At 64.7% G+C, this 19,812-nt stretch carries 19 protein-coding genes; 14 read left to right on the forward strand and 5 right to left on the reverse strand.

The features are described from left to right. Window positions 1-73 precede the first annotated feature (73 nt). Together JJB99_RS11015 and JJB99_RS11020 are read left to right on the forward strand one after the other, a co-directional pair. Window positions 74-280: a DUF2065 domain-containing protein gene (locus tag JJB99_RS11015; protein WP_200498786.1), complete on the forward strand. Its 207-nt coding sequence runs from the start codon at window positions 74-76 to the stop codon at window positions 278-280. Between the two features lie 144 nt (window positions 281-424). Further along, window positions 425-1,921, forward strand: a complete 1,497-nt coding sequence (locus tag JJB99_RS11020) for a Do family serine endopeptidase (protein WP_200498787.1) — start codon at window positions 425-427, stop codon at window positions 1,919-1,921. 140 nt (window positions 1,922-2,061) lie between these two features. Here JJB99_RS11020 and serB read toward each other — a convergent pair whose 3' ends face one another. After that, the gene (gene serB / locus JJB99_RS11025; RefSeq protein ID WP_200498788.1) at window positions 2,062-2,967 is read right to left on the reverse strand and encodes a phosphoserine phosphatase SerB; all 906 of its coding nucleotides are present in this window, start codon (window positions 2,965-2,967) and stop codon (window positions 2,062-2,064) included. Between the two features lie 11 nt (window positions 2,968-2,978). On the opposite strand from serB, the gene miaA reads away from it, so the two are divergent. From miaA to ilvC, 7 genes are all read left to right on the forward strand, one after another. Next, complete coding sequence (gene miaA / locus JJB99_RS11030; protein WP_200498789.1) at window positions 2,979-3,920, forward strand: tRNA (adenosine(37)-N6)-dimethylallyltransferase MiaA; 942 nt, start codon at window positions 2,979-2,981, stop codon at window positions 3,918-3,920. Between the two features lie 323 nt (window positions 3,921-4,243). Further along, on the forward strand, window positions 4,244-6,019 hold the full coding sequence (locus JJB99_RS11035) for an acetolactate synthase 3 large subunit (protein WP_200498790.1): 1,776 nt from the start codon (window positions 4,244-4,246) through the stop codon (window positions 6,017-6,019). A 148-nt stretch (window positions 6,020-6,167) separates the two neighbouring features. Continuing rightward, window positions 6,168-6,710, forward strand: coding sequence for an acetolactate synthase small subunit (ilvN, locus tag JJB99_RS11040; protein ID WP_011089241.1), 543 nt, complete (start codon window positions 6,168-6,170; stop codon window positions 6,708-6,710). A gap of 3 nt (window positions 6,711-6,713) precedes the next feature. Further along, window positions 6,714-7,409, forward strand: coding sequence for a class I SAM-dependent methyltransferase (locus JJB99_RS11045; protein ID WP_200498791.1), 696 nt, complete (start codon window positions 6,714-6,716; stop codon window positions 7,407-7,409). A gap of 162 nt (window positions 7,410-7,571) precedes the next feature. Next, window positions 7,572-8,447 carry an EamA family transporter gene (locus tag JJB99_RS11050; protein WP_200498792.1) on the forward strand — a complete coding sequence of 292 codons (876 nt, stop codon included), beginning with the start codon at window positions 7,572-7,574 and terminating at the stop codon, window positions 8,445-8,447. A gap of 7 nt (window positions 8,448-8,454) precedes the next feature. After that, window positions 8,455-9,057: a LysE family translocator gene (locus JJB99_RS11055; RefSeq protein ID WP_200498793.1), complete on the forward strand. Its 603-nt coding sequence runs from the start codon at window positions 8,455-8,457 to the stop codon at window positions 9,055-9,057. A 132-nt stretch (window positions 9,058-9,189) separates the two neighbouring features. Then, window positions 9,190-10,209 carry a ketol-acid reductoisomerase gene (ilvC, locus tag JJB99_RS11060; protein WP_200498794.1) on the forward strand — a complete coding sequence of 340 codons (1,020 nt, stop codon included), beginning with the start codon at window positions 9,190-9,192 and terminating at the stop codon, window positions 10,207-10,209. A 10-nt stretch (window positions 10,210-10,219) separates the two neighbouring features. On the opposite strand, the gene JJB99_RS11065 is transcribed toward ilvC, so the two are convergent. Continuing rightward, entirely contained in the window at window positions 10,220-10,525 is a 306-nt protein-coding gene (locus JJB99_RS11065) for a hypothetical protein (protein ID WP_200498795.1), read from the reverse strand. 55 nt (window positions 10,526-10,580) lie between these two features. Continuing rightward, entirely contained in the window at window positions 10,581-11,228 is a 648-nt protein-coding gene (locus tag JJB99_RS11070) for a hypothetical protein (RefSeq protein ID WP_200498796.1), read from the reverse strand. 244 nt (window positions 11,229-11,472) lie between these two features. Here JJB99_RS11070 and JJB99_RS11075 point away from each other — a divergent pair, with 244 nt between their 5' ends. From JJB99_RS11075 to JJB99_RS11095, 5 genes are all read left to right on the forward strand, one after another. After that, on the forward strand, window positions 11,473-11,991 hold the full coding sequence (locus JJB99_RS11075) for a TetR-like C-terminal domain-containing protein (protein WP_246775197.1): 519 nt from the start codon (window positions 11,473-11,475) through the stop codon (window positions 11,989-11,991). Window positions 11,992-12,199: 208 nt separating this feature from the next. Beyond that, entirely contained in the window at window positions 12,200-13,912 is a 1,713-nt protein-coding gene (locus JJB99_RS11080) for a sulfatase-like hydrolase/transferase (RefSeq protein ID WP_200498798.1), read from the forward strand. A 274-nt stretch (window positions 13,913-14,186) separates the two neighbouring features. Next, a complete protein-coding gene (locus tag JJB99_RS11085) occupies window positions 14,187-15,353 on the forward strand; it encodes a COG1470 family protein (RefSeq protein WP_200498799.1) in 1,167 nt (388 codons plus the stop codon). Further along, complete coding sequence (locus JJB99_RS11090) at window positions 15,350-16,336, forward strand: ABC transporter ATP-binding protein (RefSeq protein WP_200498800.1); 987 nt, start codon at window positions 15,350-15,352, stop codon at window positions 16,334-16,336. Before JJB99_RS11085 ends, JJB99_RS11090 begins: the two co-directional genes overlap by 4 nt. Then, on the forward strand, window positions 16,326-17,288 hold the full coding sequence (locus JJB99_RS11095; protein ID WP_200498801.1) for an ABC transporter permease: 963 nt from the start codon (window positions 16,326-16,328) through the stop codon (window positions 17,286-17,288). Before JJB99_RS11090 ends, JJB99_RS11095 begins: the two co-directional genes overlap by 11 nt. 89 nt (window positions 17,289-17,377) lie before the next feature. On the opposite strand, the gene JJB99_RS11100 is transcribed toward JJB99_RS11095, so the two are convergent. Continuing rightward, window positions 17,378-18,937 carry a glycine betaine ABC transporter substrate-binding protein gene (locus JJB99_RS11100; RefSeq protein WP_200498802.1) on the reverse strand — a complete coding sequence of 520 codons (1,560 nt, stop codon included), beginning with the start codon at window positions 18,935-18,937 and terminating at the stop codon, window positions 17,378-17,380. Then, on the reverse strand, window positions 18,934-19,716 hold the full coding sequence (locus JJB99_RS11105; RefSeq protein ID WP_200498803.1) for an ATP-binding cassette domain-containing protein: 783 nt from the start codon (window positions 19,714-19,716) through the stop codon (window positions 18,934-18,936). The genes JJB99_RS11100 and JJB99_RS11105 overlap by 4 nt, the downstream gene beginning before the upstream one ends. Window positions 19,717-19,812: the final 96 nt, after the last annotated feature.

Genomic DNA, 19,812 nt, shown 5'->3' on the forward strand with positions numbered 1-19,812 from the left:
CAACGCGATCGGGGGCGGCAGCTCTGCCGCCCTTCGTCCAGACAAGAACAGCACGCCGGGAGGTTCCAATCCGATGAGGTCCATTGCGTTCACCGACTTCCTCATCGGCTTAGGCATTCTGTTCGTGCTGGAAGGCTTGATGTTCGCGGCAAGTCCGAACTGGATGCGCAAGGCCATGAAGAGCGCCATCGCCACGCCGGACAACATCCTGCGGGCAGTCGGGATCGGATCGGCCGTGGCCGGCCTGATCCTGATCTGGGTGATGCGCCGCCCGATTTAGGCGTTCCGCCAACGCCAAAGTGAAGGCGCCAGACCGGTTTTCGCCGTATTCTCGGAGCCTTGAGGCTCGTTAACGTCCGCGCTTGCGCCGTCCCCCCGTTCGAGCGCAGTCTTGACGCCGAATCCTTGTTTCCTGGAGATCACAATGACCGCTGCCACCATTGCCCCGACCCGCTTGCGCTTAGGGCTGGCTGTGCTCGCCGTCAGCGCGTTCGGCGCATTGAGCACGCCGGCCGCCGCGCGCGGACCGGACGGTATCGCCGACGTCGCCGAGAAGGTGATCGACGCGGTCGTCAACATTTCGACCTCGCAGACCGTCGAGGCCAAGGGCGGCGGCAACGCCATGCCGCAACTGCCGCCCGGCTCGCCCTTTGAGGAGTTCTTCGACGACTTCTTCAAGAACCGCAAGGGTCCCGGCGGCGGCAGCAAGGGCGGTGACAACGGCAGCGGCCCGCCGCGCAAGACCAACTCGCTCGGGAGCGGCTTCATCATCGATACGTCCGGCGTCGTCGTCACCAACAACCACGTCATCGCCGACGCCGACGAGATCAACGTCATCCTCAACGACGGCACCAAGATCAAGGCCGAGCTGGTCGGCGTCGACAAGAAGACGGACCTTGCCGTGCTCAAGTTCAAGCCGCCAAGGCCGCTGGTCGCGGTGAAGTTCGGCGACAGCGACAAGCTGCGCCTCGGCGACTGGGTGGTCGCGATCGGCAACCCGTTCAGCCTCGGCGGCACCGTGACGGCCGGCATCGTCTCGGCCAAGAACCGCGACATCTCCTCCGGCCCCTATGACAGCTACATCCAGACTGACGCCTCCATCAACCGCGGCAATTCCGGCGGTCCGCTGTTCAACCTCGATGGCGACGTCATCGGCGTCAACACCCTGATCATCTCGCCGTCCGGCGGCTCGATTGGCATCGGGTTCGCCGTGCCGTCGAAGACGGTCGCGGGCGTCGTCGACCAGTTGCGCCAGTTTGGCGAGCTGCGCCGCGGCTGGCTCGGGGTGCGCATCCAAAGCGTCACCGACGAGATCGCCGAGAGCCTCAACATCAAGCCGGCGCGCGGCGCGCTGGTCGCCGGCGTCGACGACAAGGGTCCGGCCAAGCCGGCCGGCATCGAGCCCGGCGACGTCATCGTCAAGTTCGACGGCAAGGACGTCAAGGATCCCAAGGATCTCTCCCGCGTCGTCGCCGACACGGCCGTCGGCAAGGAGGCCGATGTCGTCATCATCCGCAAGGGCGAGGAGCAGACCAAGAAGGTCACGCTCGGCCGCTTGCAGGATCCCGACAAGGTGCAGGCCGCGGTGAAGACCGACGAACCCCCGCCGGAGAAGCCGGTGACGCAGAAGGCGCTCGGCCTCGATCTCGCAACGCTGAACAAGGATCTGCGCTCGCGCTACAAGATCAAGGACAGCGTCAACGGCGTGGTCGTGACCAACGTCGACGCCAGTTCGGATGCGGCCGAGAAGCGCCTCTCTGCCGGCGACGTCATCGTCGAGGTCGCGCAGGAAGCCGTCTCCAGCGGCGCCGACATCCAGAAGCGCGTCGACCAGCTCAAGAAGGACGGCAAGAAGTCCGTGCTGCTGCTGGTCTCGAACGGCGAGGGCGAGCTGCGGTTCGTGGCCCTGAGCGTGCAGTAAGGGACGTTCTTAGCCCCACACTCACTGGATGCCCCGGCTTGACCGGGGCATTCAGTACGCCGCGGCTTCTCGGTTCGAGCACTGCCGCCTCTGGAATACTGGATCACCCGCTTTCGCGGGTGATGACAGCGGAGAGAAGGCTACGCCTCCACAAACTCATCGCGCCGGTACCCCTGCGCATAAAGCAGCGCCGTAAGATCGCCGTGATCGATCCGCGCCGCTGCGGCCGCGGCCACTGCCGGCTTGGCGTGATACGCCACGCCCAGCCCGGCCGCCTGGATCATCGCGAGATCGTTGGCGCCGTCGCCGACCACGAGCGAATCGATGTCGTCGAGATCGAACGACTCCATCAGATCGACCAGCGTCGCAAGCTTGGCCGCGCGGCCCAAGATCGGCTCCTTCACCTCGCCGGTGAACTTGCCGTCGCGCACGACGAGCTCGTTGGCGCGGTTCTCGTGGAAGCCGAGCTTGGCGGCAACCGCACTGGTGAACAGCGTGAAGCCGCCCGAGACGAGGCAGGTGTAGGCGCCGTGCTTGCGCATGGTCGCGACCAGCTCGCGTCCGCCCGGGGTCAGCGTGATGCGCTTGTCCAGCACCTCGTCGACGACCCTGGCGGGAAGATCCTTCAGCAGCGCGACGCGCTCGCGCAGCGCCGGCTCGAACTCGATCTCGCCGCGCATCGCGCGTTCGGTGATGCCGGCGACATGGGCCTTCATGCCGACGAGGTCGGCCAGCTCGTCGATGCATTCCTGGCCGATCATGGTGGAATCCATGTCGGCGAGAAAAAGCTTCTTGCGCCGGAAGCCGACTGGCTGCACCACGACATCGATCGGAAGGTCGCCGCGCAGCTCGCGGAGCCGCTGTTCGATGGCGTGACGGTCGCCTTCGAGGTTATCCTGCGCGCCGAAAGGAATATCGACCGCAACTCCGTCGAACAGCCAGTGCGCGGGAGCCGCCTGAGGCAGGACGGCGCGCGCGCCGTCGACGATGGTGGAATCGAGCGCAGGATTGTTCGGGTTGCAGATCAGCGTGGCGACGAGGGACATTTGAGGTTTTCGTGAGCGGGGAGCATTTGAGCAAGGCGGTGCTTATCGCAGGCCCGACCGCCAGCGGCAAGTCGGCGCTGGCGCTCGAGCTTGCCCTGAGCGCGGGCGGAATCGTCATCAACGCCGATTCCATGCAGGTCTATCGGGACCTCCGCATCATCACGGCGCGTCCCACACATGCCGAGGAGGGGCGCGCGCCGCACCGCCTCTATGGCCATGTCGATGCGGCCGTGAATTTTTCGGCCGGTGCCTGGGTGAGCGACGCTGCAAATGCGCTTGAAGAAGCGAAGGCCGAAGGGCGCCTGCCGATCTTCACCGGCGGCACCGGGCTCTATTTCAAGGCGCTGACGGCCGGCCTCTCCGTGGTGCCGCCGATCCCCACTGACGTCCGTGAAGACGTGCGCGCCCGGCTGGAGCGCAATGGCGCGGAGGCACTGCACGCGGAACTCGCGCGCCGCGACCCGCGTGCCGCGGAGCGATTGAACCTGCGCGACCGAACCCGCATCGCGCGCGCACTTGAAGTGATCGAGGCGACCGGCCGTTCGCTGCTGGACTGGCACCAGGAAGGTCAGCCGCCGCTGCTGCCCAGAGACAGCTTTCGCGCCATCTTCCTCGCCCCCGAACGCGACGAGCTCTACGCCCGCATCGACGCCCGTTTCGACGCCATGTTAGGTGCCGGCGCCCTCGCCGAGATCGAGCGCCTCGCCGCGCGAGGCCTCGATCCGCTGCTGCCGGCGATGAAGGCCCATGGCGTGCCGGCACTGATCCGGCATTTGCGCGGCGAGCTCAATCTCGGGGACGCCGCCACGATCGGACGCGCCGATACCCGCCACTACGCCAAGCGGCAATTCACCTGGTTCCGGCATCAATTGCCGGAGTTCGAATGGGTGAAGCCGGAGGAGGCGAGGGGGTGGCTCGCTGCCGTTGTCAGCGCCGCGCGGGACCAGGGCTGACGTACTTTTGGGCGAGTTCCCGAATTTACCTCTCGCCGAGCCCCGGGAACACCGCTACACTGGCAAAATCGCGCGGGGAATAGCCGCATCGCCTTGACATCCGGGCTTTGGTCGCTATGTTCGCGCAACCTTTGGGAAGCCGGGCGCCTGCCATGCGTAACATTATTACCAAACTCCTTATCGCCGTCGTACCCAGGCACACCGCCGGGGATGGCTAGCTGCCATCCACAAGACAGGCGGTGTGCATGGGCCCTCTTCGGGGCCTTTTTTATTTCCCGAACCCAGAACGAAGCCGCTGACGACAGCGCATCCGGAGCAAGCCAATGAGCGACAAGAGCCACGATCCGAACCAGATGACCGGCGCCGCGATGATCGTCCGTGCGCTCATCGATCACGGCGTGACCGACATTTTCGGCTATCCCGGCGGCGCCGTGCTTCCGATCTACGACGAGATCTTCCAGCAGAGCGAGGTCCAGCACATCCTGGTCCGCCACGAGCAGGGCGCGGGCCACGCCGCCGAGGGCTATGCGCGCTCGACCGGCAAGCCCGGCGTTGCGCTGGTGACCTCCGGCCCCGGCGCCACCAACATGGTGACGCCGCTGACCGACGCGCTGATGGACTCGATCCCGCTGGTCTGCATCTCCGGCCAGGTGCCGACGCATCTGATCGGCAACGACGCGTTCCAGGAATGCGACACGGTCGGCATCACGCGGCCCTGCACCAAGCACAATTGGCTGGTTCGCGACGTCAATGATCTCGCCAAGGTGCTGCACGAGGCGTTCTATGTCGCAACTTCGGGCCGTCCCGGCCCGGTGCTGGTCGACGTGCCCAAGGACGTGCAGTTCGCCACCGGCACCTATCATCCGCCGCGCAAATCCGACGTGCATCGCTCCTACGCGCCGCGCGTGAAGGGGGATGCGACACAGATCCGCAAGGCGGTGGCGCTGCTCGCCAATGCCAAGCGCCCGGTGATCTACAGCGGCGGCGGCGTCATCAACTCCGGCCCTGAAGCCACCAAGCTGCTGCGCGAGCTGGTCGAGGTCACCGGTTTCCCGATCACCTCGACGCTGATGGGCCTCGGCGCCTATCCAGCATCGGGCAAGAACTGGCTCGGCATGCTCGGCATGCACGGCACTTACGAGGCCAACATGACGATGCATGATTGCGACGTCATGCTGTGCGTCGGCGCGCGCTTCGACGACCGCATCACCGGCCGGGTCGATGCGTTCTCGCCCGGCTCGAAGAAGATCCACATCGACATCGATCCGTCCTCGATCAACAAGAACATCCGTGTCGACGTGCCGATTATCGGCGATTGCGGCAACATCCTCGGCGACATCCTCCAGGTGTTCAAGGCGGAGGCGAAGAAGCCGGACATCAAGTCGTGGTGGCAGCAGATCGCGCAGTGGCGCGCCCGCAACTCGCTCTATTACAAGAAGAGCAATGACGTCATCCTGCCGCAGCATGCGATCCAGAGCCTGTTCGAGGCGACGCGCGGCAAGGACACCTACATCACGACGGAAGTCGGCCAGCATCAGATGTGGGCGGCGCAGTTCTACGGCTTCGAGGAGCCGCACCGCTGGATGACATCAGGCGGCCTCGGCACGATGGGCTACGGCCTGCCGGCCGCGATCGGCGTGCAGGTGGCGCATCCGGACAGCCTGGTCATCGACATCGCGGGCGATGCCTCGGTGCAGATGACGATGCAGGAGATGTCGACGGCGGTGCAGTACGAGCTGCCGATCAAGATCTTCATCCTCAACAACCAGTACATGGGCATGGTGCGGCAGTGGCAGCAGTTGCTGCACGGCAATCGCCTGTCGCATTCGTACTCGGAGGCGCTACCGGACTTCGTCAAGCTCGCGGAGGCCTATGGCGGCGTCGGCCTCCAGGTCACCAAACCCTCCGATCTCGACGGCGCCATCAAGGAGATGATCTCGGTCAAACGGCCGGTGCTGTTCGACTGCCGCGTCGCGGCGCTCGAAAACTGCTTCCCGATGATCCCCTCCGGCAAGGCACATAACGAGATGCTGTTGCCGGAGCAGGCCAATGACGAGGCCACGGCGAAGGCGTTCGCCGGCGGCAAGGCGCTGGTGTGAGCGCGATGGTCAAACAACACTCCGCTGTCATCGCTCGGCTTGACCGGGCGATCCAGTACGCCGCGGCAGATGTGAGACTCTGGGCGCCGGTGATTGCTGGATGCCCCGCCTTCGCGGGGCATGACAGGAACGAATAAAGGGGACGACAATGAACCAGCCGGCATCCGCCTACTTCATCGAGGACCGTCACGATCCCAACGAGACGCACACCCTCTCGGTGCTCGTGCAGAACGAGCCCGGGGTGCTCGCGCGCGTGATCGGCCTGTTCTCCGGGCGCGGCTACAATATCGAGAGCCTCACCGTCTCCGAGACCGAGGCCCAGAAGCACCTGTCGCGCATCACCATCGTCACCACCGGTACGCCGATGGTGATCGAGCAGATCAAGCATCAGCTCGACCGTATGATCCCGGTCTACCGCGTCGTCGACATGACCCAGACCAAGCGCTCGATCGAGCGCGAGCTTGCGATGGTGAAGGTGCGGGGGCAGGGCGAGCATCGCGTCGAGGCGCTGCGGCTCGCGGATGCGTTCCGCGCCCGCGTGATCGACGCCACCACCGAGAGCTTTGTGTTCGAGATCACAGGCAATACGGACAAGATCAATCAATATATCGACCTGATGCGCCCGCTCGGCCTTGTCGAGGTGTCGCGCACCGGTGTTGCCGCGATCGGCCGCGGGCCTGAAGGAATGTGAACCATGCTGGCGCGCGACTGGTACTACAACGAGCGGAACCGGATGGGGATCGGCCCCGCAGTGGCCTCGATCTACGACAGCCACGAGGATGCCGATCTGCGGGCGCGCGCCGCGCTGAAAATGCTCGGTGTCCAGCGCGGCTGGCGCATCGCCGATATCGGCTGCGGCAACGGCGTGCTCGCCACCGAAGCGGCGCTGATGGGCGCCGAGATCGATGCCATCGACATCTCGCCGGCGATGCTGGCGCTGGCCGAGATCTACGCCCGCGACCGCAAGGCAAAGGTCGCGACGCAGTCGGCCGGCCTGCTCAGCTTCGCCTACCGGCCGGACTCCTACGACCTGATCGTCAGCGAGTTCACGCTGCATCATCTGCCGGATTTCTGGAAGGCGGTGGCGATGTCGCGGATTTTTCGTGCGCTGAAGCCTGGAGCGAGCTTTTACCTGCGCGACATCGTGTACGCCTCGATGCCCGACGCGATCGAACGCGACGTCGAACAATGGGCTGACTTTCAGATCAAGAACCACGATTTCTCGCGCGAGAGCGTGGTGACGCATATGCGCGACGAATATTCCACCTTCGGCTGGGTGATGGAGCGGATGCTGACCGATGTCGGCTTCACGCTGGTCTCGGCCGATTACCACGCACCGATGCACGGCACGTATCTCTTACGCAAACCGAAAGCCGGCGAGCAAGGCTAGTGGCAATGAATTCCGTCAGCCAAAGCGACGGTGCGCTCCCTCCCCCGCTTGCGGGGGAGGGCCGGGGAGAGGGTGTCTCCACGAGTCGGAGCCTCCGTGCGGAGAAAGCCCTCACCCGCGCCTCCGGCGCGACCTCTCCCGCAAGCGGGAGAGGTTAGGAAGATGAAGCCGGCCGACATCCTCATCGCCCTCATGGTGGCGATCATCTGGGGGCTTGCCTTCGTGGCGAGCCGGATCGCGCTCGACGAGTTCTCGCCGGAGCTGATGACGGCGATGCGCTTTGCCATCGCCGCGGTGCCGTGCCTGTTCATTCCCAAGCCCAAGGTTGCGTGGTCTCTCCTGATCGCGATCAGCTTCACGCTGTTCCTTGGCCAGTTCCTGAGCCAGGCCTATGGTATTGCCCATGGCGTGCCGGTCGGGTTGACCTCTGTCGTTGTGCAGAGCCAGGCGCTGTTCACCATCGGCTTTGCCGCGATCGCCTTCGGCGAGCGTCCGACGCCGGCGCAGACGCTTGGCATCGTCATCGCCGCGGCCGGGCTGCTGATGATCTGCGGCACCGTCGGTTATGATTTCAGCGTCAGTGCTTTCGCGGTGCTGATGATCTCGCCGATCTGTTTTGCGATCGGCAACCTGCTGCTGCGCGGCGCCCGGGGCGCGCCGATGTTCGATCTGTTCGCCTGGCTCTGCTTCACGGCGGCCGTGCCGCTGTTCGCGCTCGCACTGGTCGTCAACGGGCCGGTGCCGACCTTCCAGTCGCTGATTCATATGTCGCTCACCGGTCTCATCTGCCTGCTCGTGATCGGGGCCATCTCCACCAGCATCGCCTATTGGCTGTGGGGCCGGCTGCTGCGTGATTATCCTGCCGCGCAGGTCGTCCCGTTCGCGCTGCTCGTGCCGTTCGTCGGCTCCGCCGCCTCCAGCATCGTGTTCGGCGAGCGGTTCGGGCCGCTGCGCCTTGCCGGCATGGTAACCGTGATCGCCGGCATCGCGGTGATGGTGCTGGCGAAGCGCCCGCAAGTCCTTCCGAAGACCGCGTGAGGTGACGATGGCCTCCTCGCTGTTCTATGCCTTCCTCGCCTTCATGGTGGTGATGTACTTCACGCCGGGGCCGAACAACATCATGCTGTTGTCCTCCGGCCTGACCTACGGCTTCCGGCGCACCATCCCGCACATCGTCGGCATCGTCATCGGCTTTGCATTCATGGTCGCCGTCGTCGGCCTCGGGCTCGGCACCGTGTTTCTGGCCTATCCGATCCTCCAGACCGTCCTGAAATATGCCGGCGCCGCCTACCTGATCTACCTCGCCGTCGTGATCGCTTTCTCGGGCCCGGCCAAGCCGGGCGAGGAGAGTGCTCGCGGCCCGATGACCTTCTGGGGCGCGGCCATGTTCCAGTGGATCAACGCCAAGGGCTGGGTGATCGTGATCGGCACCATCACCGCCTATGCGGCGATCGCCAGCTTCCCCCTGAACATCGCGATCCAGACCCTGATCAGCCTGCTCGTCGGCACGGCTTCGACCGTGGTCTGGGCCTTGTTCGGCACTGCCTTGCGGCCCGTCCTGACCTCCGAGCGGCTGGTCCGTGCCTTCAATATCCTGATGGCGATCCTGCTGCTCGCCTCCCTCTATCCCGTTTTCATGGATGCATGATGTCGCGGATTTCCATGCAGAAACGGGTTTCCCTGGGGCGCGAAAATGCTCTAGACAGCCCCCGAAATCCGCAAATTTCACCGTCCGAGACCTGACCACGGCCGATTCCGGCCCCTGAATGAGGAAACGACTATGCGTGTTTATTACGATCGCGACGCCGACCTGAACCTGATCAAGGGGAAGAAGGTCGTCATCGTCGGCTACGGCAGCCAGGGCCACGCCCACGCGCTGAACCTCAAGGATTCCGGCGTCAAGGAGGTGGCGATTGCGCTGCGCCAGGGCTCGGCCTCGGCCAAGAAGGCGGAAGCCGCCGGCTTCAAGGTGATGGAAGTGGCCGAAGCCGCCAAATGGGCTGATCTCGTCATGATGCTGACCCCGGATGAGCTCCAGGGCGACATCTATCGCGAGCACCTGCACGATAACATGAAAAAGGGCGCCGCCCTCGTGTTCGCGCACGGCCTCAACGTCCACTTCAACCTGCTCGATCCGCGCGCCGACCTCGACGTGCTGATGATCGCGCCGAAGGGCCCCGGCCACACCGTACGCTCCGAATATCAGCGCGGCGGCGGCGTGCCCTGCCTGATCGCGATCGCCAAGGACGTCTCGGGCAACGCGCATGATCTCGGCCTGTCCTACGCCTCCGCCATCGGCGGCGGCCGCGCCGGCATCATCGAAACCACCTTCAAGGAAGAATGCGAGACCGATCTGTTCGGCGAGCAGGTGGTGCTCTGCGGCGGCCTGGTCGAGCTGATCAAGGGCGGCTACGAGACCCTGGTCGAGGCCGGCTACGCCCCGGAGATGGCCTATTTCGAGTGCCTGCACGAGGTGAAGCTGATCGTCGACCTGATCTATGAAGGCGGCATCGCCAACATGAACTACTCGATCTCGAACACCGCCGAGTATGGCGAGTACGTCACCGGCCCGCGCATCGTCACCGCCGAGACCAAGGCCGAGATGAAGCGCGTTCTCGCCGACATCCAGGGCGGCAAGTTCGCCCGCGACTGGATGCTCGAGAACAAGGTCAACCAGACCTCGTTCAAGGCGACCCGCGCCAAGCTCGCCCAGCATCCGATCGAGGAAGTCGGCGCGAAGCTGCGCGACATGATGCCCTGGATCAAGAAGGGCGCACTGGTCGACAAGTCGAAGAACTGACGCATCGCCGTCATTCCGGGTTCGCGACTTTGTCGCGCCCCGGAATGACGCGTGAAGCAAGAGCTTCGCTCGCCAAACCAAATCTTAAACCTTCGCGACTACATTCGAGCGAGATCGCAAACAGCGGTCTCGCTCTTTCATCTCGCGCGAAGCATTGCTGCTTCATTCGAATTCTTTGCGAGCTGATGCGCATTCCGAGCGCCAAGAACTGACGCTTAAACCACATTCTTGATCTCGCGTCGTTCTTCAAGTTTTCCGCTGCGCCGCCAAACACCAAAACGCTAGCGTCTTCAGAGTCAAGGATTCGACTCTTCATCCGCATTGTCATCGTCCGATCGTTTCACCTCGCGATGTTCGTGCGGCGGTTCATCTTAAGAAGTGACATGCTGTTGTGCGTTCTTGATCGCCTTAGAGGTCTGTCGAGTCGGCCGCGCGACCATCGCAATCAGGCGCAGCGCCAAAACGGCAAGCAGCGGAAGGAGGAACGCTGCATAGAGCGGCATCGCGGGCACGCGCTTGCCGAACGAGACCATGAACTGGAACCAGAGATAATAGCCGCCCGCAAGGTGCAGCATCCGCCAGATGCGCGGTCCGATCAGCGCGGCGGTGCGGTCGAACGACGTCGCGCTCATGGCCATGATGACGGCATAGCCGATGCCGCCGAAAATGTAGGATGCGGCCGAGGTGGCTACGGCAAAGCCGGCCGGATCCATCCAGGCGAACGCGACGATCGCAACCGCGTGGATGGCGTGCGAGGCCGCAAAGCTCAGGCCCAGATGCCGGCCGTTGCGGCGCTGCCATTGCGTCCAGGCGTTCGGCCACAGCCGCCCCAGCGCTGCCGCACTGAAGGCGAGGCAGAACAGCATGAGCGAGCTGCGCGCCGTGAAGCGGATCACCGTCCGCACGCCCTCGACCTCGAAGTGCCGCATCGAGGCGATCCAAAGGCTGAGTGCGATCAGGCTCAGAGTGAGGACGGCAAGCAACCGCCAGCCTTCGAACCAGCCTTGACGTTGTGACATGACGATCTCCTCCGCTATGTAATCATCGATTACATTTCGCGGTGGCGAGGCCGTCAACAGTGTAATCGCTGCTTACATTCACGTTCGAGTGATGCTAGGAAGAAGCGCTATGTCCATCCGACCGAAGTCTAAGCCGCGCGCCCGTCGCCAGACATCTGAAGCCCGGCCCTATCATCACGGAGACCTCCGCCGCGTGCTGATCGATGCTGCGTTGCAATTGGCTGCGGAGGGAGCGGAGGTTACGGTGCGCGAGGCCGCGCGCCGGGCCGCGGTGTCACCAGGGGCACCGTTCCGGCACTTCCCGAACCGCGATGCGCTGATGGCGGCCGCGGCCGGGGAGGCCCAGCGGCGCTTTCGTGCCGAGATCGAGGTGGCACTTGGCCAAGCTCCGGCCACCGATCCGCTCGGCCGCTTCCGCGCCTTTGGCCTCGCTTACCTGCGCTGGGCGATGCGCAATCCCGCACATTTCGAGATCATCTCCACGGGACGTTACTTCGCCCACGAACGCTCCACCGAGCTGACCCAAGACAATGCCGAGCTGATCGCACTGACGGAGCAGATGCTGGCCGACGCCGCCAGGCAGGGCCTGCTGCGCTCGTCCGACCTCAAGCGCATCCAGATCGCCGGCCGCGCCCTGGTCTACGGTTTTGCCCGGATGAATCTCGACGGTCATTTTCCGCGGTGGGGCGTCGAGGCAGGCGAAATCGACCGGATGGCGGAAAGGGTGATCGACCTGTTCATCGCAGGGATTGCGAAGCCTTAGCGCCGCGACCGTCAAGCGTGCGGCACATTCGCGCGTCGCTAACATTAAGCGAAGGTCGGATGGCGGATCGCGTTGCCTGCGAGTGACCGTTCCGTTACAGTTTTGTGACACGGCGCAGGCTTCCGGCTACGCCGGGTGCCGCGGCCGTCCCAAGGCCGGCTCGACGGCTTGGGCATCACAGCGCCGGACCAGAAGTTGCGTGCCGTCGATGGCGTCCGCGCCCAATCCAGGTCCCTCTGTCGCCACCGCCGTGCTGGCGAGCGTCGCCGCGCTCGGCATTTGGCGCCTGCTCGCAGTGGCGGTGCCGCATCTGGCAGCGCTGGCGCTGATGTACGAGACCGAGACCGATTTCGGCTCTCGCCTGTCCTTCGCGCTGGCCTGGGGCATTCTCAACTTCTTCTGGATCATGCTGCTGCGGCGGCCGGCGCTGTCGGGCGCGCTGTCGCTGACAATGGTCGTGGTGCTGGTGCTGCTGTCGCGGCTCAAGCACGACGTCGTGCAGATGACGGTCAACTTCATCGACCTCATGATGATCGACCGCGACACCGTCGCGTTCCTGTTCACGATCTTCCCGAACCTGCGCTGGTCGGTGATATCAGCCGGCCTTGTCACGCTGCCGCTGATGTACGCGCTGTGGTGGCTCGATCCGTTCCGCATCCGCCGCCTGCCGGCGCTTGCTTCCATGCTCGCCTGTGTGGCTGGGCTGGTCGGCTATTCGCTCTATCACCCGGACGAGGCCTGGCGCGGCTATTACGACGACGGCTATCTCTCGAAGTTTTTCCGCTCCGGCGTCACCGCCGTGTCCGACTTCGTGCAGTACGGCTTCATGGAGTCGGCCGCCGCTACGAGCGAGCGGCTCAACATGCCCCTGGTCGATGCCTGCCATCCTCCCGGCCGCCGGCCGAACATCATCATGATCCATGATGAATCGAGTTTTGACATCCGCGCCGCGCAGGGCATCAAGGTGCCGGCGGGCTATGGCAATCACTTCAAATCCTGGGACGGCAAGCAGCGCACGTTCCTCGCCGAGAGCAATGGCGGGCCAAGCTGGTTCACCGAATACAACGTGCTCGCAGGGCTTTCCTCGCGTTCGTTCGGCCGCTTCGCCTATTTCGTAACGCGCATCGCGTCCGGCCGGGTCGAGCGCGGTCTGCCGCTGGCGCTGCGCCGCTGCGGCTACGATACTCTATCGCTTTATCCCGCCTATGGCGGCTTCATGGGCGCGCGCAGCTTCCAGATGACGACCGGCGTCGAACGCTTCCTCGACGCAAAGGATCTCGGCGCCAGGGATGTCGAGCCCGATAGCTTTTTCTATGACAAGGCGCTGCAGCTGATGGGCCAGCAGCCGCCGAACAAACCGCTGTTCACCTTCATTTATCTCGGCGCCAATCATTTCCCCTGGGAAACGCGGTTTCGTCCCGATCTGCTGCCGAACTGGCGCGCACCAGGCAATGTGGCCTCGATCGACGAATATCTGCGGCGGCAAGCGATGAGCGCCGAGCAGTACAAGGCCTTTGTCGCGGGCCTGAAGAAGAATTTTCCGGGCGAGCCCTTCCTGATCGTGCGCTATGGCGATCATCAGCCCGAGTTCGCGCCCAGTCTGCTCGAGCCCGGGCTCGATGAGGGCGCGATCGGCAAGAAGCTCGACGCCTACGATCCGCGGCTCTACGCGACCTATTATGCGATCGACGCCGTCAATTTCGAGCCGGTCAGAAGCGAGGCCGTGATGGACACGGTCGATGGCCCCTATCTGCCGCTGGTGATCCAGGAGGCCGCCGGCATCCCGCTCGATCCCTCCTTCGCCGCGCAGAAGGAGATCATGCTCCGCTGCAAGGGCATCTTCTACGGCTGCAAGGATGGCGCCGAAGCGCGGCGGCTGAACCGGCTGCTGATCGAGGCAGGGATGATCCGGGGGCTGTAGCGGCACGTCGTGCTTCAGGCGGAGCATCACCGGCGCTTGATACGTACCGGAGATAAATCGCATGACGATATATTTAATCTTCCGCGCGTGCAGGCCATCGTCGAACTAAAGTCTGAGGCAAAACGGCCTGCAATCACCGACTTGTAACTGGCGGGCCGCCGGGCTTCCAAAACTTTGTCACGATTGCTCCCATGATCGGCCGAACCGCCAAGATTGTCTTGCCGGCGGTGCGATGAGCATTCCCGATTCACCTTTCCTTGCAGGAGTATCGTCCATGCGAGCGCTTGATGCTGCGCGTCTTGCATTTGCCCTCGTGCTGCTCGGGCCCGCCGTGCATGCCGCCGAACCGGTCCGGGACATCAAGGGCCTCTATCTCATGACCGATTATCCGGCGGTGACAGTGCGACCGGGGACCTCCACCAACATTTCGCTGCGCTTGCAGGACTACGGTCTCGCGCCGCAGCGCTATCAACTATCGGTGGCCGGCGTGCCGAGCGGCTGGACGGCAACGCTGCTCGGCGGCGGCCAGCCGGTCGGAGCGGCGATGCCGGCCCCCGACGGCAGCGTCGCGCTTCAGCTCAGGCTCGACATTCCCGCCGGCGACGATCTCGCCGCGCATACGCTCACCGTCAAGGCCGAAGGGCAGGGCACCACAGCCGAGCTGCCGATTGCGGTGTCGCTCGCCAAGCAGCTGCCCGCCAAGCTGAGCGTGAAATCCAGCTTGCCGTCGCTGCGCGGCAGCCCGAAATCCAATTTCAATTATACGCTCTCGATCAAGAACGATTCGGGGCGCAATCTCGTTGTCAGCTTTGCGGCAGAGGCGCCTGCCAATTTCGAGACCTCGTTCACAGAAGCCTATGGCACGCAGGAGCTCTCATCGATTCCGATCGATGCGGGCCAGTCGAAGGACATCAAGCTGAAGGTACGTCCGCCCACGACGGTCGATGCCGGTCATTTCCCGGTCAAGGTCACCGCGAAGGCAGAAGACGCCATGGCGTCGACCGAGCTCGCGCTCGATGTTGTCGGGCAGCCACAGCTCCAGATCTCGGGCCGCGACGGCTTGTTGAGTGCGCGTGCGGTCGCCGGCAAGCAGAGCTCGATCCCGATCGTCGTAACCAATTCCGGTACCGCACCTGCCGAAAACATCAGTTTGGCAGGAACCGCGCCCAACGGATGGAAGGTGACGTTCGAGCCGGCGACGATCGAGCGTCTCGTGCCGGGCAAGGATACCGAAGTGCAGGCGCTGCTGACGCCGAGCGACAAGTCCCTGGCCGGTGACTATCAGACCACGATCCGCGCCACCTCGCGTGGAGAGAGCGCGTCCAGCCAGTTCCGCGTCACGGTCGGCACGTCGACGGTTTGGGGCATGGCGGGCGCTGGCGTCATCGGCGTCGCGCTGTTGCTGATGTTGGGTGCAGTGGCGAGGTTCGGACGGCGATGAGCGGGCAGAGGATCGAGGCAGAGGGTACGCCACGCGATCTCGTCATCAGCGCGCGCGGCCTGACCAGATGTTACGGGAAGTCCACTGTGGTCGACTCCATCGACTTCGATATCGCCCGCGGCGAGGTGTTCGGCTTGCTCGGCCCGAACGGCGCGGGCAAGACCACGACCATCCTGATGATGCTCGGCCTGACCGAGATCTCGTCGGGCAAGGTCAGCGTGCTCGGCTTCGATCCGGCGCGCGAGCCGCTGAAAGTCAAGCGTCGCGTCGGCTATCTGCCTGACGCCGTCGGCTTCTACGATCAGCTCACGGCTGCGGAAAATCTGGCCTACACGGCGAAGCTGATGGGCCTTTCCCGCGGCGAGCGGGCGGAGCGGATCGACGCGGCGCTGTCACGCGTTGGTCTCGCCGAGGTCGCCGGGAAGCGTGTCGCGACCTTCTCGCGGGGCATGCGGCAGCGGCTGGGCCTTGCCGAGATCATCGTAAAGCGGGCCGAGATCGCGATCCTCGACGAGCCGACGTCCGGGCTCGATCCGCAGGCGACGCAGGAGTTCCTCGGATTGATCCGGGAATTGCAAGCGGAGGGCGTTACCGTCCTGCTGTCGTCCCACATGCTCGACCAGGTGCAGCGCATCTGCGATCGCGTTGCGCTCTTCAAGACAGGCCGCATCGTGCTGATGGGAGCGGTGCCGGAACTGGCAGTCAAGGTGCTCGGCGCCGGCTTCGTCGTGGAGATCGAGGCCGACGGACCTGGCATCGCTCGCCGGCTGGCGATGATCCCGGGCGTCAGCCAGGTCGAGAGTCTTGCTACTGATCGCTTCCGCATGACCGCGGAGCGCGACGTGCGGCCGGACGCGGCCCGTGCGGTCGTCGCGGTCGACGGTGCGTTGCGAAAGTTGTCGGTCGACGAGCCGAGCCTCGAAGCGATCTATGCGCGCTACTTCCAGGCGCAGCCGGAGGGAGGCGTTCGTCATGCGGCGTGAGGGATCACCGTTCCAGGGCCTGTCGACGGTTTTTGTCAAGGAGCTCGCGGACAACGTCTCCAGCATCCGGATGCTGATGCTGGAGCTCCTGATTGTTTCCACAGCCCTCGCGGCGCTCTACGAGGCGATCAACAGCCTCAGGCAGAACACGGCGGAGGATCCGTTTCTGCTGCTGCGGCTGTTCACGATCGACCAGGCGCCGTTGCCGTCCTTCGTCGCGATCCTCGGCTTTCTCATTCCGCTGATGGCGATCGGACTGGGCTTTGACGCTGTCAATAGCGAGCACAACCGGCGGACGCTGTCGCGCATCCTGGCACAGCCGATCTATCGCGATGCGCTGCTGATGGGAAAGTTTCTCGCAGCGCTTGCCACCATTGGCGTCAGTCTGGCGGCGCTGTGGCTGCTGGTGATCGGCCTCGGCCTGATTTTCCTCGGCGTGCCGCCGGGCAGCGAGGAGATCGCGCGCTCGCTGGTGTTCCTGGTCGTGGCGGTCTTTTATGCCGGTGTCTGGCTTTCGCTGGCCATCCTGCTCTCGATCGTGTTCCGGTCGCCCGCCACGGCGGCGCTGGTTTCGCTCGGCATCTGGCTATTCCTGACCGTGCTATGGCCGATGCTGGCCCCGGCGATCGCGCAGGCGATCGCTCCGGCCGATCCGCGCTACGCGCTGCTCGGCCTCAATGATCCCGCCACCGCAATCTGGACGCAGGAGCTGCTGCGGCTGTCGCCGAACGACTTGTTCGGAGAGGCGATGCTCGCCGTGTTGTCGCCGACGACGCGGACGCTCGGGCCGGTCTTTCTCGACCAGCTCCGCGGCGCCGTCATGGGCGCGCCGCTCCCCTTCGGCGAGAGCGTCATGATCGCCTGGCCGCAGACCGTCGGCCTGATTGCAGGCACCATCGTGCTGTTCGCTTTCGGTTACGTGTTGTTCCAGCGGCAGGAGGTGCGGGCGTGAGCTGATCGCCACTATGCCCGCTCGTTCTCCAGAATTGGCGAGAGGGGGTGGCCGAAGTCCCCCATCGCGGCCATCCCCTCGACTTCGTTCTACCGCCGCATGATCCTGCCCCAAAGCCATTTCGCCACTACGTCCGGCGACGAATTCGCGTCGTTGCCGCTGGCGCGCAAATTCGCCTCGCGCATGGTGGCGATGTCGATCTTGCCGAGCAACGGCTTGAGCGCCGCCTGCAATTTCTCGTCGCCGGCGCGCTTTGGCGCCAGCAGCAGGATCGCGTCATAGGGCGGGATCGCCTGCTTGGGATCGTCGAGCACGACGAGATCGTATTTCGCGATCAGCCCATCGCTGGTGTAGCCTGCAATGACGTCCACCTCGCCGCTGGCGACCGCCGCATACATGAAGTCCGGCTGCATCTGGCGCTGGGCGCGGAACTGAAGGCCATAGGCCTTTTGCAGCGCCGCCCATTCGGGACGTGAGAAGAATTCATAGTCGCCGGCGATCGACAGCGTCGGTGCGCGCGCGGCGAGATCGGAGATGGTGCGGATACCAAGCGCCTCGGCGCGCTTCTTCGGCATCACCAGCGCATAGGCATTCTCGAACCCGAGCTCGCCGAGCAGGGTGACGTTGTCTTTCGCGAGCGCCGTCTTCAGCTCCGCCAGCAGTTCCGCGCGCGGCTTGATGTCGCTGCGATGCAGCTGGTTGGCCCAGAGCGTGCCGGAATAATCGATGTAGAGATCGATGTCGCCGGCCTTGAGCGCCTCGAAGATCACGCTGGAGCCGAGGCCCGATCGTGCGGCGGCCGAAAGGCCGCTAGCCTGGAGGCGGTCCCGGAGCAGGGCAGACAGCACATATTGCTCGGCGAAGGTCTTGGCGCCGACGACATAGCTCTGCGACGAGCGTCCCATGGTCGGCACCAGCGTTGCGGCGACCAGGGCAGCGATCCCGGCCGCCCCAAGGCCAGTGCGCGCGCGGCTGCGCCGGCGCAGGCCGCTCTCGATCAGGCCGAGCAACTGATCGACGGCGAGGGCCAGCAGCGCCGAGGCCAGGCAGCCAAACAGCACGAACACCCAGTTCTGGGTCTGAAGCCCGGCAAAGATGTAATTGCCGAGGCTGGTCTGTCCGATCGGGGTCGAAAGCGTCGCTGTGCCGATCACCCACACCGCGGCGGTGCGGATGCCCGCCATCATCACGGGCAGCGCCAGCGGCACCTCGACCATGACGAGCGACTGTCGCTCCGTCATGCCGACGCCTTTCGCGGCCTCGATCAAAGCGGGATCGATGCCGTTGAGGCCGGTGATGCCGTTGCGCAGCACCGGCAGCATCGAGTAGAGCGCCAGCGCCAGCATGGCCGGCAGGAAGCCGAATGCGGAGAACGAGATGCCGAACCATCTCAGGGTCACTGAGGCGGCAAGCAGCAGCAGCGGATAGAACAGCGCAAGCAGCGCCAATCCCGGCACTGTCTGCACGATGCTGGCGAGCGCGAGCAGGATGCCGCGCGGCGCCGGGCGATTGCGCGTCAGGATCGCCAGCGGCAAGCTGACGATCAGGCCAAGCGCGAGCGCGGCGAGGCTCACCCGTACATGGTTGCCGAGATAATCGGACAGATGCGACAGCGCCTCGCCCCAGCGCGGATCATTGAGGAGGCTCATGCCGCACCGCTCTTCGGCAGCAGCGCATTCAGCCGTTCGACCTGGCGCCGCGGCGTGCGCAGAAGCTCCAGCACATAGGCGTCGCTGCTGTTGGAAAGCTCTGCCGGCGTGCCCTGCGCCAGCAGCTTTCCGCCGCGCATCACGGCGATGCGGTCGGCGAGCAGGATCGCTTCGGTCATGTCATGCGTGATCATCACGGTGGTCAGCCCGAGCTTGCGATGCAGCGCGCGATAGTCGTCGCCGAGGGCATCGCGGGTGAGGGGATCGAGCGCGCCGAACGGCTCGTCCATCAACACGATGCGGGGCTTTGCCGCCAGCGCCCGCGCCACGCCGACGCGCTGCTGTTGGCCGCCGGAGAGCGCCTCGGGCAAGCGTTCGCGATGTGTGGTCCGGTCGAGCTGTACCAGATCGAGCAACTCGTCGACGCGGGTTGCGATGGCTGCTGCCGGTTCGCCCAGCAGTTTTGGCGTGATACCGATGTTGTCGGCGACACTCAGATGCGGAAACAGCCCGCCGCTCTGGAAGACGTAACCGATCCGCCGCCGCAGCGCGACCGGATCGACATTCGCCACGTTCTCGTCCTCGATGATGATCGTACCGCCATCGGCTTCGATCAGCCGGTTGGCGAGCCGCAGCAGCGTCGTCTTGCCCGATCCAGACCCGCCGACGATGGCCAGAAACTCGCCCGCGGCCACATCGAGCGATACGTCGTCGACAGCCTTGAGCGGACCAAAGCTCTTGGTGACGTTTCGGTAGCTGATCGCCAGCTTTGAAGGCATTCGACGCGGCTCGTTCTTTCTTACCCTCCCCTGGAGGGGGAGGATCGCTCGCGCAAAGCGCGGGCGGGGTGGGGCGATCTCTCCATACGGGCGGTG

The sequence above is a fragment of the Bradyrhizobium diazoefficiens genome (genome assembly GCF_016616235.1).
GTDB classification, from domain to species: Bacteria; Pseudomonadota; Alphaproteobacteria; order Rhizobiales; family Xanthobacteraceae; genus Bradyrhizobium; species Bradyrhizobium diazoefficiens_H.

Coding starts and splice junctions, on each gene's coding strand:
- JJB99_RS11065 (WP_200498795.1), bottom strand. CDS start 10,525: ATGAAGAGTCGAATCCTTGACTCTGAAGACGCTAGCGTTTTGGTGTTT.
- JJB99_RS11090 (WP_200498800.1), top strand. CDS start 15,350: ATGAGCGGGCAGAGGATCGAGGCAGAGGGTACGCCACGCGATCTCGTC.
- JJB99_RS11020 (WP_200498787.1), top strand. CDS start 425: ATGACCGCTGCCACCATTGCCCCGACCCGCTTGCGCTTAGGGCTGGCT.
- JJB99_RS11055 (WP_200498793.1), top strand. CDS start 8,455: ATGGCCTCCTCGCTGTTCTATGCCTTCCTCGCCTTCATGGTGGTGATG.
- JJB99_RS11100 (WP_200498802.1), bottom strand. CDS start 18,937: ATGAGCCTCCTCAATGATCCGCGCTGGGGCGAGGCGCTGTCGCATCTG.
- JJB99_RS11045 (WP_200498791.1), top strand. CDS start 6,714: ATGCTGGCGCGCGACTGGTACTACAACGAGCGGAACCGGATGGGGATC.
- JJB99_RS11105 (WP_200498803.1), bottom strand. CDS start 19,716: ATGCCTTCAAAGCTGGCGATCAGCTACCGAAACGTCACCAAGAGCTTT.
- JJB99_RS11080 (WP_200498798.1), top strand. CDS start 12,200: ATGGCGTCCGCGCCCAATCCAGGTCCCTCTGTCGCCACCGCCGTGCTG.
- JJB99_RS11015 (WP_200498786.1), top strand. CDS start 74: ATGAGGTCCATTGCGTTCACCGACTTCCTCATCGGCTTAGGCATTCTG.
- ilvC (WP_200498794.1), top strand. CDS start 9,190: ATGCGTGTTTATTACGATCGCGACGCCGACCTGAACCTGATCAAGGGG.
- JJB99_RS11070 (WP_200498796.1), bottom strand. CDS start 11,228: ATGTCACAACGTCAAGGCTGGTTCGAAGGCTGGCGGTTGCTTGCCGTC.
- ilvN (WP_011089241.1), top strand. CDS start 6,168: ATGAACCAGCCGGCATCCGCCTACTTCATCGAGGACCGTCACGATCCC.
- JJB99_RS11035 (WP_200498790.1), top strand. CDS start 4,244: ATGAGCGACAAGAGCCACGATCCGAACCAGATGACCGGCGCCGCGATG.
- JJB99_RS11050 (WP_200498792.1), top strand. CDS start 7,572: ATGAAGCCGGCCGACATCCTCATCGCCCTCATGGTGGCGATCATCTGG.
- serB (WP_200498788.1), bottom strand. CDS start 2,967: ATGTCCCTCGTCGCCACGCTGATCTGCAACCCGAACAATCCTGCGCTC.
- JJB99_RS11085 (WP_200498799.1), top strand. CDS start 14,187: ATGCGAGCGCTTGATGCTGCGCGTCTTGCATTTGCCCTCGTGCTGCTC.
- JJB99_RS11095 (WP_200498801.1), top strand. CDS start 16,326: ATGCGGCGTGAGGGATCACCGTTCCAGGGCCTGTCGACGGTTTTTGTC.